Source organism: Paenibacillus ihbetae (genome assembly GCF_002741055.1).
Lineage (GTDB): Bacteria > Bacillota > Bacilli > Paenibacillales > Paenibacillaceae > Paenibacillus_AQ > Paenibacillus_AQ ihbetae.
Map to the genome: position 1 here is coordinate 5,023,535 of NZ_CP016809.1, position 13,697 is coordinate 5,037,231.

The 13,697-nt window shown below is 54.0% G+C and carries 14 protein-coding genes; 12 read left to right on the plus strand and 2 right to left on the minus strand.

Annotated features, from left to right (window positions below):
* Window positions 1-3 precede the first annotated feature (3 nt).
* Window positions 4-1,980: a YjhG/YagF family D-xylonate dehydratase gene (locus BBD41_RS22430; RefSeq protein WP_077567538.1), complete on the plus strand. Its 1,977-nt coding sequence runs from the start codon at window positions 4-6 to the stop codon at window positions 1,978-1,980.
* A 49-nt stretch (window positions 1,981-2,029) separates the two neighbouring features.
* Entirely contained in the window at window positions 2,030-3,619 is a 1,590-nt protein-coding gene (locus BBD41_RS22435; RefSeq protein ID WP_077567537.1) for a glycoside hydrolase family 43 protein, read from the plus strand.
* A gap of 126 nt (window positions 3,620-3,745) precedes the next feature.
* On the opposite strand, the gene BBD41_RS22440 is transcribed toward BBD41_RS22435, so the two are convergent.
* A complete protein-coding gene (locus tag BBD41_RS22440; protein WP_237086862.1) occupies window positions 3,746-5,116 on the minus strand; it encodes an alpha-L-fucosidase in 1,371 nt (456 codons plus the stop codon).
* 324 nt (window positions 5,117-5,440) lie between these two features.
* On the opposite strand from BBD41_RS22440, the gene BBD41_RS22445 reads away from it, so the two are divergent.
* The 10 genes from BBD41_RS22445 to BBD41_RS22490 all read left to right on the plus strand — a co-directional run bounded on the left by BBD41_RS22445 (window position 5,441) and on the right by BBD41_RS22490 (window position 11,481).
* A complete protein-coding gene (locus BBD41_RS22445; RefSeq protein ID WP_077567535.1) occupies window positions 5,441-5,728 on the plus strand; it encodes a Dabb family protein in 288 nt (95 codons plus the stop codon).
* A gap of 50 nt (window positions 5,729-5,778) precedes the next feature.
* Entirely contained in the window at window positions 5,779-6,198 is a 420-nt protein-coding gene (locus BBD41_RS22450; protein WP_077567534.1) for a DUF86 domain-containing protein, read from the plus strand.
* A gap of 210 nt (window positions 6,199-6,408) precedes the next feature.
* Entirely contained in the window at window positions 6,409-6,864 is a 456-nt protein-coding gene (locus tag BBD41_RS22455; RefSeq protein WP_077567533.1) for a DUF948 domain-containing protein, read from the plus strand.
* 15 nt (window positions 6,865-6,879) lie between these two features.
* Window positions 6,880-7,251, plus strand: a complete 372-nt coding sequence (locus BBD41_RS22460; protein ID WP_077567532.1) for a YtxH domain-containing protein — start codon at window positions 6,880-6,882, stop codon at window positions 7,249-7,251.
* A 380-nt stretch (window positions 7,252-7,631) separates the two neighbouring features.
* Complete coding sequence (gene racE, locus BBD41_RS22465) at window positions 7,632-8,438, plus strand: glutamate racemase (RefSeq protein WP_077567531.1); 807 nt, start codon at window positions 7,632-7,634, stop codon at window positions 8,436-8,438.
* 246 nt (window positions 8,439-8,684) lie between these two features.
* On the plus strand, window positions 8,685-9,887 hold the full coding sequence (locus BBD41_RS22470) for a M14 family zinc carboxypeptidase (protein WP_077569062.1): 1,203 nt from the start codon (window positions 8,685-8,687) through the stop codon (window positions 9,885-9,887).
* Window positions 9,888-10,120: 233 nt separating this feature from the next.
* Complete coding sequence (locus tag BBD41_RS22475; protein WP_077567530.1) at window positions 10,121-10,390, plus strand: hypothetical protein; 270 nt, start codon at window positions 10,121-10,123, stop codon at window positions 10,388-10,390.
* Window positions 10,391-10,536: 146 nt separating this feature from the next.
* Window positions 10,537-10,839, plus strand: a complete 303-nt coding sequence (locus tag BBD41_RS22480) for a HesB/IscA family protein (protein ID WP_077567529.1) — start codon at window positions 10,537-10,539, stop codon at window positions 10,837-10,839.
* Window positions 10,840-10,866: 27 nt separating this feature from the next.
* Window positions 10,867-11,088, plus strand: coding sequence for a YuzB family protein (locus tag BBD41_RS22485; protein ID WP_007127675.1), 222 nt, complete (start codon window positions 10,867-10,869; stop codon window positions 11,086-11,088).
* Between the two features lie 126 nt (window positions 11,089-11,214).
* Entirely contained in the window at window positions 11,215-11,481 is a 267-nt protein-coding gene (locus BBD41_RS22490; RefSeq protein ID WP_077567528.1) for a hypothetical protein, read from the plus strand.
* Window positions 11,482-11,666: 185 nt separating this feature from the next.
* Here the strand turns inward: BBD41_RS22490 and BBD41_RS22495 are convergent, their stop codons facing one another.
* Window positions 11,667-13,658 (minus strand): LTA synthase family protein, encoded by a 1,992-nt coding sequence (locus BBD41_RS22495; protein WP_099478771.1) that lies wholly within the window; start codon window positions 13,656-13,658, stop codon window positions 11,667-11,669.
* Between the last annotated feature and the right edge of the window lie 39 nt (window positions 13,659-13,697).

Here is a 13,697-nt window from a genome sequence, read left to right on the forward strand (position 1 = left end):
GCCATGCACGAACAGATTATGTCGATAATGGGGGAGAAAGACTCAAGCTGTTTCGATATTATGGCGTATGCTCCCGGGGCGGCGGGACGGCTGCCTTTAACGGATGACTTGCTGCGGAACGCTCCGAGCGGCGACTTGTTCGGCATGTCCCAGAATGTCGGGATGGGCTGGAAGCCCGGGGAGTTGAACGGAAAACAGTTTCTGATCCTGAGCACGCAGGGCGGAATTCGCAACGAGGACGGCAGTCCTGCCGCCCTCGGTTACCATACGGGCCACTGGGAGGTCGGCTTGCTCATGAAGGCCGCGGCGGATGAGATATCGGGCCGCGGTGGAATTCCGTTTGCCGGCTATGTCAGCGACCCTTGTGACGGGCGATCACAGGGAACGACAGGCATGTTTGATTCCCTTCCATACCGGAACGATGCTGCCATGGTGTTCCGCAGACTGATTCGCTCCTTGCCGACGCGCAAAGGGGTGATCGGCGTCGCCACTTGCGACAAAGGTCTGCCGGCGATGATGCTTGCAATTGCTGGCATGCCACAGCTGCCGGGTGTGATCGTTCCCGGGGGCGTCACCCTTCCGCCTGTCGATGGAGAGGACGCCGGCAAAATTCAGACGATCGGCGCACGGTACGTCAGCGGCGAGCTCTCCCTGGAAGCGGCGGCGGAGCTCGGCTGCCGGGCATGTGCTACACCGGGAGGAGGCTGCCAGTTTCTAGGCACGGCGGCAACGGCCCAGGTCGTCGCCGAGGCGATGGGCATGACGGTGCCGCATGCCGCGCTTGCACCATCCGGGCAGCCGATCTGGATCGAAATGGCTCGGCAATCCTCACGCGCACTCATGGTCATGGAGTCCGAAGGGCTGAGAATGGCGGACATTGTCACCGATGCGGCGATTCGCAATGCGATGGCCGTTCATGCCGCATTCGGCGGCTCTACCAATCTGCTGCTCCACATTCCCGCCATTGCCCATGCAGCCGGTTTAACCGTGCCTGCGGTGCAGGACTGGATCCAGGTCAACAAGCATGTGCCGAGACTGGTCAGCGCCCTGCCGAACGGCCCGATCTTCCACCCGACCATTCGGGTGTTTCAGGCCGGAGGAGTGCCTGAAGTGATGCTTCACCTCAGAAAGCTTGGCATACTGGATGAGTCCGTGCTTACCGTAACAGGTACGACGCTGGGCGAGGTGCTCGACTGGTGGGAATCGTCGGAACGCCGTCATCTGCTGCGGAAGCAGCTGAAAGAGAAGGACGGGGTTGATCCGGATAGTGTCATTATGAGCGCGGAGTATTCGCGGCGTCTTGGCATTACCTCTACCGTAACGTTTCCGACCGGGAATATCGCTCCGGAAGGCTCTGTGATCAAATCCACATCGATCGACCCTTCGGTACTGGATGACCATGGCGTGTATCGTCACAGAGGCAGAGCAAAGGTATTTACAACCGAACGCGAAGCGATCCGTGCGATTAAGACCGGCGGAGTTCTGGCAGGCGACGTCGTCGTACTTCTCGGGCGGGGTCCGTCAGGGACCGGGATGGAGGAGACTTACCAGCTTACGTCTGCGCTGAAGCATCTGTCTTTCGGCAAATACGTGTCGCTCATTACCGATGCCCGGTTTTCCGGTGTTTCCACCGGGGCGTGCATTGGCCATGTTGGCCCCGAAGCGCTGGCGGGCGGGCCGATCGGCAAGCTTCGGAACGGTGACTTGATTGATATCGTCGTGGATCGCAACACGCTGGAAGGCAGCATAAATTTTGTCGGTGAAGGGGAAGTCGAGGTTTCGCCGGAGGAAGGCGCTCTCATCCTGGCACAGAGGCCTTTCCATCCCGATATGCGGCCGGATGAAGCTCTGCCGGATGACACCAGGCTGTGGGCTGCGCTGCAGTCCGTCAGCGGAGGGACATGGAGAGGAAATGTGTACGACGTGGAACGGATCATAACCGCTCTGGAAGCCGGCAAAAAAGTACTGGGCTGGCACTGAAACCATCACTTTTTGTACAATCATCATTTTCATGCCGGAGGTTGTTTAAATGAATATGATCACGAACCCCATTCTTCGCGGTTTTCATCCCGATCCGTCCATATGCCGGGCGGGGGAAGATTATTATATCGCCACATCCACCTTCGAATGGTTCCCGGGCGTACGGATTCACCATTCCCGGGACCTGGTTCATTGGAAGCCGATACAATCTCCGCTGACCCGGACATCGCAGCTGCATATGGAAGGCAACATCGATTCCGGAGGCGTATGGGCTCCCTGCCTCAGCTATGACAACGGCGTGTTTTACCTGATTTACACAGATGTCAAAAGCCGGGTCGGCGCTTTTAAAGATACCCATAATTACCTTGTGACGGCGACGGATATCGAAGGCCCATGGTCCGAGCCGGTGTATTTGAACAGCAGCGGGTTCGATCCTTCCTTATTTCATGATGAGGACGGACGCAAGTGGCTGGTCAATATGATTTGGGATCACCGTAAGGGAAAGAACCGGTTCTCGGGCATCGTGCTCCAGGAATTTTCCGTTCAGGAACAAAAACTGACCGGGCCCGCCGTTAACATATTCAAGGGCACGGAATTAGGGCTGACAGAAGCACCGCATCTGTACAAATATAAGGGGTATTATTATCTGCTCACGGCTGAAGGGGGAACCGGTTATGAACATGCGGTGACGGTAGCACGATCCCGTACGTTACAAGGGCCCTATGAGGTCGATCCTGCCAATCCGATCCTTACTTCATACGGCAGGCCGGATTTAAAGCTGCAGAAGGCAGGTCACGGCAGCCTGGTCGAGACGCACAGCGGTGAATGGTACATGGCCCACCTGGTCGGCCGGCCTGTGAATGGACAGTTTTGCACACTTGGCCGTGAGACGGCTTTGCAGCAGTGCACTTGGAGCGAGGACGGCTGGCTGCGGCTTGCGAACGGTGACCGATATCCCGAGGTTCAGGTGCCTGCACCAAAAATCAAGCCGCATCCTTTTGAACCGGCACCGGAGATGGACCACTTTGATCAACCCATGCTCCGGAGCGATTGGAATACGCTTCGTATTCCGCCGGACCCGACGTGGCTGAGCCTTGCTGAACATCCCGGTTACTTGCGCCTGCGCGGCATGGAGTCGATGAGCTCGACGCACAGGCAGAGCATGGTCGCCCGAAGACTGCAGGCTTTTGCGTGTGAAGCCGAAACTTGTCTGGAGTTTGCACCGGACCATCCGCAGCAAATGGCAGGGCTGATTCTGTATTACGACACGAAAGACTATCTTTATTTACGGGTAACTTATCATGAAGAAAAAGGACAGTGCTTGGGAATCATTCAGTCCAGATACGGGGTTTACGATGAGCTGCTGGAGGATATTCCGCTGAAATCAGTGAACGGAATCCGGTTAAAGGTTGTGGTTGATCATGACCGTGCCTGCTTCTACTATGCGTTGCAGGATAATCCGTCCTGGTATCCCGCAGGCGGATGGTTCGATATCACGCATCTGTCCGATGAATCGCCTGAATATATCCGGTTTACGGGAACCTACATCGGTCTTTGTGTGCAGGATCTTGGCGGGACCCGGAAGCACGCTGATTTTGATTACTTTGTATACAAAGAGACGAACAGCACAACGATCTAAGCCGATACTGATATGCCCCCCCAGTATGACATGGCTTTTTAGATTGATGGAAGAAAAAAAGAGTTCCTCGCCTCTTGTCTAGCAGTTTTGACAAGAAGGCGGGGAAGGTTTGTCCGTTCGCCCATATTATTCGATTTCGATTTGAAAAACGACCGGTACCGAACTCTTAACTGTTACGGTTTGTATCGACAAGGCTTCATCGTTTCGATCCCATGTCGGCTTCTCATCGAACCCGAGCACACGAATATCCCGGATGATGCCATGATAGTGGGGGGAACGCTCTTTCAGCGAACGGATGCGGACGATGCCATCCACAGGATAAGCCAAAACCGTTGCATACAGATAACATCCTTTCATTGTGAAACGGATATCTTCGCTTGTGAAGTCTGTGGCCGTTCCGTCCGTGAATTGACCTTCTTTAATTTCCGTCGGCCCTTCACCGAATGTTTTCCAAAACGTTGTCCCGTATATTGCTTCTCCGTTGACCCGCAGCCAATCTCCGATGGCAATGAGAATATCTCGGTCCTCGGCGGGGATCGTTCCATCTGCTTTGGGCCCAATGTTGAGCAGCAAACTGCCGTTTTTGCTCACGATATCAACCAGATTCTGAATGATTTCGACTGGCGATTTGTATTCATTATCGGGCGTATAGCACCAGGAGTTCCTCGCAACGGCTGTATCGGTTTGCCAAAAGTACGGCTTCAGTTCCGCAAATTGGCCTCTCTCTACATCAGGGACGGCCGTGCCAAACATATAAGCGTCGTGCTTGTAATTGATGGCAACCGGGTATCCCCATTCGTCGCCCTTATTATAATAATAGGCTGCGAATTTCTTCAGGTACGGTTTAAAAGCGCTGGTCTGAATCCACCAGTCGAAATAAAAAACTTTAGGGCGGAAACGGTCGACCAGCTCGCAGCACCGGAGCAGCCAGTCCTCCAAAAATTCATGACTCGGAGGCGAGCCTGCTAGATCTTGATGATCCGGCTCCGGCATTGACGGCCAGTAGAAGTCGCCACGTGCAAGGGGTTCCCGGATATCCGAATCGAAATCTTTGCCGTGAGACAAGAAGAACCAATGTTCCGCACGGTGAGAAGAGACGCACAGCTCCAGTCCTTGGTGTTCGAAAGCGGTTTTCATTTCAGCGAGAAGATCCCGGCCTGGCCCCATCTCATAGGCGTTAAACCGGGAGAGTCCGCTTTTGTACATTTGAAAACCATCATGATGTTCGGCAACGGGCATTACATATCTGGCCCCGCTGCGTCTGAATAAATCGGCCCATTCTTCCGCGTCAAACCGCTCAGCTTTGAACATCGGAATGAAATCCTTGTACCCGAACTGTTTGTGCTCTCCGTAAGTAGCAATATGATGCTCATATTCCTCTGAATTTTGAATGTACATATTGCGTGGATACCACTCGTTTTTAAAAGCAGGTACGGAGTATACACCCCAGTGGATGAAGATACCGAATTTGGCATCTCTGTACCTATTCGGGAACACGAAATGCTCCAAGAGACCCCCAATCGTCTTTGAATCGCCCTCTCGCAATCGCTCCGTCGATCACTTGCAAATATTCATTTCTATCCATGAAGTACAATCCTCCTTTTCAGTTCATGTTCTCTTATGATAGCGCTATCGCAAGCCGGAAAGAATGGATAATACTCATCTCATCGTGGATTTTATTAACCTGTTCCGACCGGAGAGGATCCATTTATATTAGGATCAATTCCATGTGGCTCAACAGCGTCACGATTTCCTTTTCCGCACGAACGGGGTATGATAGAAGTGGGAATTTTACATAGCGAAGAGATGGAGGAACCAATCGTGATTAAACATATTGTGTTTTTTAAATTAAAGGAGCCTACAGCGGAAAATATTGAACGGACGGTAGAAGTGCTGCGTGATATGGAAGGAAAAATCCCGATGCTGAGATCGATCGAGGCCGGTGCCGATGTCATCCGTTCGGAGCGCTCGTACGATCTGGCGCTTATCGTCGAAGTCGATTCGCTTGAGGATCTGCAGGCTTACGCGGTTCATCCGGTCCACCAGGAAGTGATCCGTTACATTAATACCGTCAAGGATCATACGCTCAGCGTCGATTTTGAAGTGTAGCCCGTTGTTTGTTTTGTGCTAACCATTAACACCTCTGGAGGAGATTGACCGTGTATTATGTGAATCAGGAACAAATTGAACGACGGCTCGAAGCCATTCCCGAGATTGCGGAGGGACTCAGAACAGCAGCCCAGTCATGGGACGGCGGACTTGTGCTGGGGATGATGCAGGAACGGGCCCTACATCTGGCGATTGAGGTCGTGACCGATGTCGGGAGCTATCTGATCGACGGCTTTATTATGCGGGATGCAAGCAGCTACGAGGATATTATGGACATCGTTCATGAGGAGAAGGTCTTTCCACAAGACGTGCATGCCGTGCTGCTGGAGCTGGTTCGGCTCCGCAAGCCGCTCGTTCAGGAATATTACGATTGGGACAGGCACTCGCTGCATCCATTAACGGCGAAGCTGCCGGATGCTTTGGAGCGGTTCGCGGCGCATGTTCGCGAGTATTTGAAGAAAGAGCTTTAAGCCAGAGTGAGTTTCTACGTTTTGCGCAGTTTTCGATCCCTATCGTAAAACCTCAGGCCCGGGATATCCCGGGCTTTTTTCGTTGTTCCCAGGCTCTAGGCAGAACCTCCCGAGAAAAATGTAAAAAGCTGTGTCAATACAAGCCCATTCTGCTTATAATGCATCAAGCGACTAGGCATTCGCCCGGTCGGATGAAAGGAGGAGTTCCCTATGACGGAGTGGAGCGCGCTTGCGGCTGCTGTCGGAATCTTGATCGTTGCCGGCGCAGCGATCGTGATGATGCTGTCCCTTCGCAAGCTGCTGCAGCATACGGAAGCCGTTCTTGCCAAGCTGGAGCAGGACAGCACGCAGCTGGCCCAGGAGGCCTCGCAAGTGTTGAAGCAGGCTTCGGTATCGATGGAGATGGTACAGCGGCAGCTGGCGGCGGGTGAAGCCTTAACCTCTTCGCTGAACGATGCTGCTTCGGCCATTGCCAAGACGGCGGATGCCGTTCATGCCGTAGGGAAGAAGGCTTCGATCACGGCGATTGAGCATCTGGAGCGTGCGCGCCTCGATAATGAAAGGCATATCGGGGAGATGTTCCGATGGATTGATGCCGGCATGACCCTATGGCACTCATGGAGCAGATACTCTTCCGCCAAATCCGGCGAGGGGCAGGCCAAATAGAAGGGATGGGATTGTATGAACGATAAGAGCAAAGGACTCCTGTGGGGCGTATTGATCGGCAGCGTTGCAGGCTCCGTGACGGCGCTTCTTCTCGCACCGAAATCCGGCAAGGAGCTACGGGGCGATATTGCCGAAGGCGCCCGCGGCATCGGGAGCAAGGTGCAGGAGGCAGCCGAGAAGGTTGGGGAGCAGGGCCTGAATCTGGTCGGCATTATGACCGATCGCGCTGAAAACGTGATCTCCGACATTCAGGCATGGCGGGGCCGCAAAGAATCCTGGCTTGAAGAGGAGGACATCGTTCAAGTATCGTCCTTTAGCGATGAAGAGGCTGAGGAGGAAGAGAAGTTCATTACCTTCATTCCGGAGTCCAAAGATTCGCAAGTATAATCGCTGCGGTGTTTGCAGCAACCATATCGAACATACGCGAAAGCCGGGACTGCTATAGATGCAGGCCCGGCTTTTTGCTATGCGCATTTTCACGCCAGGAGGAGGGAGTTTGAGTCAGCATTAATGAGGAAATTCCGGGAAACGAGCGAGCGTAGTTTTTAGACCGTTGAAATCGCTCCAGTTGACCTGGGGGGCTTATCCGCAGGTGCTTCAGCAGGTGTCTTCCATAGCTCAGCTGCGTACTTCCAGCGCTTGTCTAATCCTGGCGCCCCTTGTTGAAGATAGGGGGGAATTGGGGTAAGATTTAGGTACATTTCGAACCGAAATGACATATGGTATCACGTAAACCATGAATATGATGAGAAGGAAGCGGTGGGTTCGTGCAGCAAGCAATCGCAATACTAGACTCAGGTGTGGGTGGGCTGACCGTCGCTAAGGAAGTGATGAGACAGCTCCCGAGAGAGAAGATTATTTATTTCGGAGATACTGCCCGCGCACCCTACGGACCCCGTACACCGGAAGAAGTCCGTTTATTTACGGAACAGATTGTAGATTATCTAATCCAATATGATCCCAAAATGATTGTCATCGCCTGCAATACGGCTACGGCGGCGGCGCTCGATTATATTTCATCCAAGGTGCCGGTGCCCGTTATCGGCGTCATTCATCCGGGCGCGCGAGCCGCGATCAGTGCGACCAAGACCGGGCGTGTCGGTGTGATCGGCACCGTCGGGACGATCGGAAGCGGAGCATATACGGCGGCTCTGAAGCAGTTGTCCCCCTATGTGGAGGTTGAGAGCCGGGCCTGCCCGGATCTCGTTCCGCTGGTGGAGCACGGATTATTCCGATCCAAAGATTCGCTGCAGATTGTCGAAGAATCATTGAATGGAATGAAAGACTCATCCATCGATTGTCTGATCCTTGGCTGTACGCATTATCCATTCCTGATGGAGCCCATCCAGACCGTTATGGGGCAGGATGTGAAGCTGATCAGCTCGGCTGACGAGACCGCGCGCGAGGTCAGCACGATTCTGTACGACAAGGGACAGCTCGCCAGCAATGACGAGAGCCCGGTCCATCAGTTTTTTTGCACCGGAGATCCGGTGATCTTCCAGAGCATCGCTACCGAATGGCTGGGGGATCACATTAAGCGGACGCCGGTGGTATGGCAGATTACGAAGCTATAATTCACAAATCATCATCGAGCGAAAATAACGTAAGCAGCGGGCCGGCAGGGAACAAACTCCCTGCCGGCCCGTTTGTCGATCTGTCCCTAAGGGTTAAGGGACAGGGACCGACTGCGGTTAATGCGGCCGTTGGAGCAATATGCCGGATCATCCGCCGGTTCAAAGGCACATGATGGACAAGCCGCAGCTCATATATATGGAGTGGACGATAATCGAAGCGGCTCCGTCCGCGGAAAGGAATCCACTATGCAGCAGTATGTCGTTCAGAAAGGCGATACTTTAAGACGCGTCGCGGCACGAAACGGCCTGGCGCTGGAACAGCTGTTAACGGCGAATCCATGGGCGGCCCAGCAGCCTTATTTGAAAAAGGGGCAATTGCTGTATCTCCCTTCCTCATTGCGCCGGAGGTACATCATTCAAGAGGGGGACACGCTGGAGCGCATCGGCGCGGCCTTCCGGTTATCCGTTGACGCTCTGATTGACCTGAATCCCGGGCTAACGGATCACAGCCTGCCTCCCGGGAAGACGCTGGTTCTGCCTGCCCCGGCATCCGCGCATCTGATCAGGCTGGCGGGCGAGTACGGCCCAAGCGAGCTTGAGCGGGATATTCAAGAAATGCGCGCAAGGTACCCGGCCGTGAAGTGGACGGTGATCGGCGCAAGCGTTCTCGGCAAACCGATCTATGCCGCTTCCATTGGCGTCGGCCCGAAGGCGCTGCATATGAATGCGGCCCTGCATGCCAATGAATGGATTACCGCCCCGTGTCTGCTGCGGTTTGCAGAGGATTATGCCAAAGCGCTATCCGGAGGTACGCGCATTTATGGAGGGGACCCGGAAGCATGGTATGCCGAATACACCTTATGGCTCGTGCCCATGGCGAATCCGGACGGCGTGGAGCTTGTGCAGGAGGGGGTAACCCCGGACCATCCTTATTACGATCAATTGCTGGATTGGAACCATGGGCGCGAAGACTTCCGCCGCTGGAAGGCTAACATCCGCGGAGTCGACCTCGGCGACCAGTTTCCCGCGCATTGGGAAGAAGAGGTGGAGCGCAGGGGGAAGACGGGGCCGTGTCCCCAGGATTATGCCGGAACCGCCCCGCTGTGTGAGCCGGAAGCCAGAGCCTTATACGAGCATACCCTGGATATATCCCCTGTAAGGGCTGTTTCCCTGCACAGCCAGGGGAAAGAGATCTATTGGAATTACAGGGATTATGAGCCGCCCGAGACCGAGGGCTGGGCAAGGCTTTTGGGCAAGGCAGCGGGCTACCGCCCGGTGAAGCTGCAGGGCAGCGATGCCGGATATAAAGACTGGTTCATTCAGCATTATCGGAGACCCGGCTTTACCGTTGAGATCGGGCTTGGGGTAAATCCGCTCCCGCTGGAGGATTTTGAGGATTTATGCGTTGAGGTAGGCTCCATCGCCGCTGCGTTCATGTCGTTGAAATAACAAATGATATGAAACGGAAGCGATGCCGAACTCGTATATCCTTTAGGAGCAGCCGCTGCATGGAATCTCCTGCAGCGGTCTTGCTATTTTTTCGTCACGGCTTAAGGCTTCACACCCGGCCAAACCCAAGGCTGAACAACTTCGTTATGCCCAACCGTCTCGTAAACGGAGGCTGTAATTTGAAGTTTGGGTAATGATAAACATAACTGCGGCCCGAATGGAGGGATAGCATCATGAAATGGAGAAGATTATGGTCGCTGCGGCGCTGGTCGCATGTATTTCAGCGTATTTTCGGTTATATCGCCTCCTCTGAGGTTTCGCTGCCGGACAAGCTCTTGTTTCTGGTTCCGGTGATACTCTACTGGGTGCTTCCGGATCTGCTGCCTCTGCTGCCGATCGATGATATCGGCTTTACGATGCTGCTGATGAACTGGTTCGTTTCGCGCGTCGAACGAAAGTACCCTCAATTACTGCAGGATAAGCAGCGGCGAACGGTGAGGTAGGAACGCTTGAGATTGACGTGTCCATAGGAAATGGCCGGGTCATGCCGACCGGAGACGGATGGCACACACCGTGCTCTTGCGCATCTTCCTCACTATGGTCTACAATAAACTATTGAATGCATCATCTTAGAGGAGATGAACGAATAGTGAAATGTAAAATCACCCGCAATGCGGCCAAGGTTATAAAGCGAGAGATGGCGAAGGAAGAGCATGCAGGAAAGCTGCTCCGGGTCATCGTGACCCATGCGCACGGCGATCATGCCCACTACGGGCTTGATTTCGATACGCCGAAGGAAAACGACGAAGTGGTTGCGACCGATAAAGAGATTGACGTGATTCTGGAGAAGGGGCAGCCGTTCCTTGACGGCGTCAAGATTGATTATCTCTATTTTCCACAGGAAGGCTTCGTCATCACGAATCCGTCCAAAGGCAATCACGGCGACCACTAGGTTGCTGCAGTAAAGAAGGTATGAACGATGGCAAATGATATAAGAGTCTGCGAGAAATGCAAGCATACAAGACTGAAGACCCTTATCCCGAAAATCAAGAAAATGGCGCCTGACGCCGAGATCAAAATTGGGTGCAAATCCTATTGCGGACCTTGCGGCAAGCGTGCATTCATTTATATCAACGGCCGGTATGTCAGCGCCCCGACAGAGGATGAAGTGCTCGCCAAGGCTCAGCCGTTCGTCAAGTAGATTTCAGGCGAATTTGAGCTGCCGGCATAAACCTGGCAATCCCCATTTGAAGGGTATAGTTCCTGCCTTGTCCATCCATGCTAAGAAGGCAGCAGGAACCTTTAACTTCAGAAGGGAGCAACCAACATGAACAGCCACGATTCCAGTCTTCATTCCAACAACCCCAGCAATAGCGCTTTGGATTCCGTCGAGAAGCTGCACCGTGCCGTATCGTCGGCCATGTCGCATCCTACGGAGCAGCTGATCCGTCAGGCTGAGAATTCCCTTTCCCACACGGAACGGGCCGTTTCTCAGATGATGGAGCAGGGAAGCCCGAACGCCGTAGAATTGGCGGAGGAGCTGTTAGGCGAGGAGAAGGAACGTCTGTCCAAGCTTCGTTCAAGCAAGAAATAGGGAAGAATCCTGTGCAAGCCCGCTACAGAGCCGTGATGCTCGAATAGCGGGCTTTTTTAGTGATGGCTCCCCAATCATCCCGCTTCCTTAGGGATAGACAGCCTGTCGTCCAACTCCAGGTTTTTTACCTCAAAAAAAGCCCCTGTGTCCGCTTGGCTGCCCAATAGGACGACAGGAGCTGTTGATCAAGGCTCGGGGGTTGCCGAAGGATCCGAAGCTTTAAATTGTCGGAGCATATCATACATGATCACCTGATCCGACATTTGCAGCATTTCCTGCGTTTCCTCGTACCCCTGGCTGCAAGCCTGAATATCGGTCGGCTGACGGCTCGTCAGGTCATAGCACGTGCCTCCCTGAAGCCCGGCGGCCTCGGATGGCAGATAGAACACCTTCCCGTCGGAAAACGCCCCGCTGCGCAGCGGGATCAGCCGCTCTTCGTCACCGAACAGATGCCCGCCGATCCAATAAGGGTCTGCCGCTATCCCTAGCAGGTGGAGAATCGAAGGCGCCACGTTCATCATGCCGGAGGGTTCCGAATACACACCGGCGCTGCCGCCATCCGGCAAGTGAATGAGCAGCGGCACTTGATTCATGATCTGCTCCATATCAAGCGGACTTAGCTCGCGGCCTAACAATTGCTCGTAGTCCTCTTTTTCCTTGATGGAGTTGTCATGGTCCCCATAGATTAACAGGATGGTGTTATCCCACAGGCCCTGCTCCTTCATCTGCTCGACAAGCTCGCCGAACGCAGCGTCAACGTAATGGACCGACTGAAGATAATCCCCCAGCATCGTTCCCTCGAGGCCGCCGATGTCCAGCTTGCGCTCCGCTTCGGGGAGATGATACGGATGATGGCTCGACAGGGTGATGAGAAACGAATAGAACGGCTGCTTGATATTCTTCATATAATCGAGCGACTGGTCGAATAAGGCTTTATCGCTCAGGGACCAGCCCAGCACATCGTTCATCACGAAATCCTTCTTGCTGTAAAAATGGTCGTATTTCATCTCGCGGTACATCGTCGTCCGGTTCCAGAAGCTTGCATCATAGGAGTGAAAGACGTTGGCGGAATAGCCCTGGTCCTTCAATATTTCCGGAAGGGTATCGAAATCCCGGTCCGCGTAGCGGGTAAATACGGAGCCCGTCGGCAGCGGCAGCAGCGAGCTGTGCGTCACGAAGTCGGCGTCGGAGGTTCGTCCCTGCCCGGTCTGATGATAAAAATTGCTGAAATACAAACTCTCCTTCATCAGTTGGTTGATATTCGGCGTAATTTCCTGTCCGTTCACGGATTGCCCGATCACGAAGTTCATCAAGGCCTCCGTTTGAACCATGATGACATTGCTGTCTTTATACTTCCCGAACAGTCCGCCTGCATTCGGCTGCGTGGACCTCCTGGCCTCAAACCACTCCCGAATCCGCTCAATCTCCGTCCCGGCGAGCTTAGGCTGATTGATAACGTGATCCCGGCCGTAACGATACAGGTCATAGCCGTGAAAGCCGATCAACCCGGTAACATTATACAGCGTGATATTCCACCAGTTGCCTTCGAAGAGGCCGACCGCCCACGTATCCGACGCCCGTTTAATGGGCAGCAAGGTCATGCCAAGACCCAGGACAAGAGCGAGCGATCCGGATATGAGCCGAAGGACGAGCCTTCTTCTTCGCGCCTGCCGAAGCTCTGCTGCAAACGACAGTCCGCGTGCCTCTCCCGATTTCTTCTTACGCAGCAGCATAAGGACCGTGAACGGGATCATGACCAGCCAATCGATAAAAAAGAACAGATCACCCGGGGCTGTCAGGGACCGGATGCTGTCGCCCAGCGAGCTGACCTGACCGGCTTGAAGCAGCACCGGCACCGTTATGAAATCGTCAAAATAGCGGTAGTACACGAGGTCCGCATAGAGGATGCCGGTCCACAGCATGTTTAACAGCGTCAAGGAGACAAGCCTTCCCTTAGGGGGAAGCCACAGAGTCCAGAACGAGATGAGAAGCAGCGAGCCAACCGCGATGACATAGTCCGCCTGATCAAGCTGGATCTGGGCCAGCCGAAGCCTGTCGTCGAAAAGAACCAGCTTGCACATCATAAGCATAAGAAATATCCAGTATGCCGTATATCGGTAATGTAAAATGCAGGCGACCCGACTTCGCGGGTCGCGCCGGGCGTTGAATGATAGCAATGTTGGAGCCCCTCCTTCTAGCATCGGGTGTTCCCCGAT

Coding starts and splice junctions, on each gene's coding strand:
- BBD41_RS22430 (WP_077567538.1), top strand. CDS start 4: ATGCACGAACAGATTATGTCGATAATGGGGGAGAAAGACTCAAGCTGT.
- BBD41_RS22435 (WP_077567537.1), top strand. CDS start 2,030: ATGAATATGATCACGAACCCCATTCTTCGCGGTTTTCATCCCGATCCG.
- BBD41_RS22455 (WP_077567533.1), top strand. CDS start 6,409: ATGACGGAGTGGAGCGCGCTTGCGGCTGCTGTCGGAATCTTGATCGTT.
- BBD41_RS22460 (WP_077567532.1), top strand. CDS start 6,880: ATGAACGATAAGAGCAAAGGACTCCTGTGGGGCGTATTGATCGGCAGC.
- BBD41_RS22470 (WP_077569062.1), top strand. CDS start 8,685: ATGCAGCAGTATGTCGTTCAGAAAGGCGATACTTTAAGACGCGTCGCG.
- BBD41_RS22475 (WP_077567530.1), top strand. CDS start 10,121: ATGAAATGGAGAAGATTATGGTCGCTGCGGCGCTGGTCGCATGTATTT.
- BBD41_RS22485 (WP_007127675.1), top strand. CDS start 10,867: ATGGCAAATGATATAAGAGTCTGCGAGAAATGCAAGCATACAAGACTG.
- BBD41_RS22490 (WP_077567528.1), top strand. CDS start 11,215: ATGAACAGCCACGATTCCAGTCTTCATTCCAACAACCCCAGCAATAGC.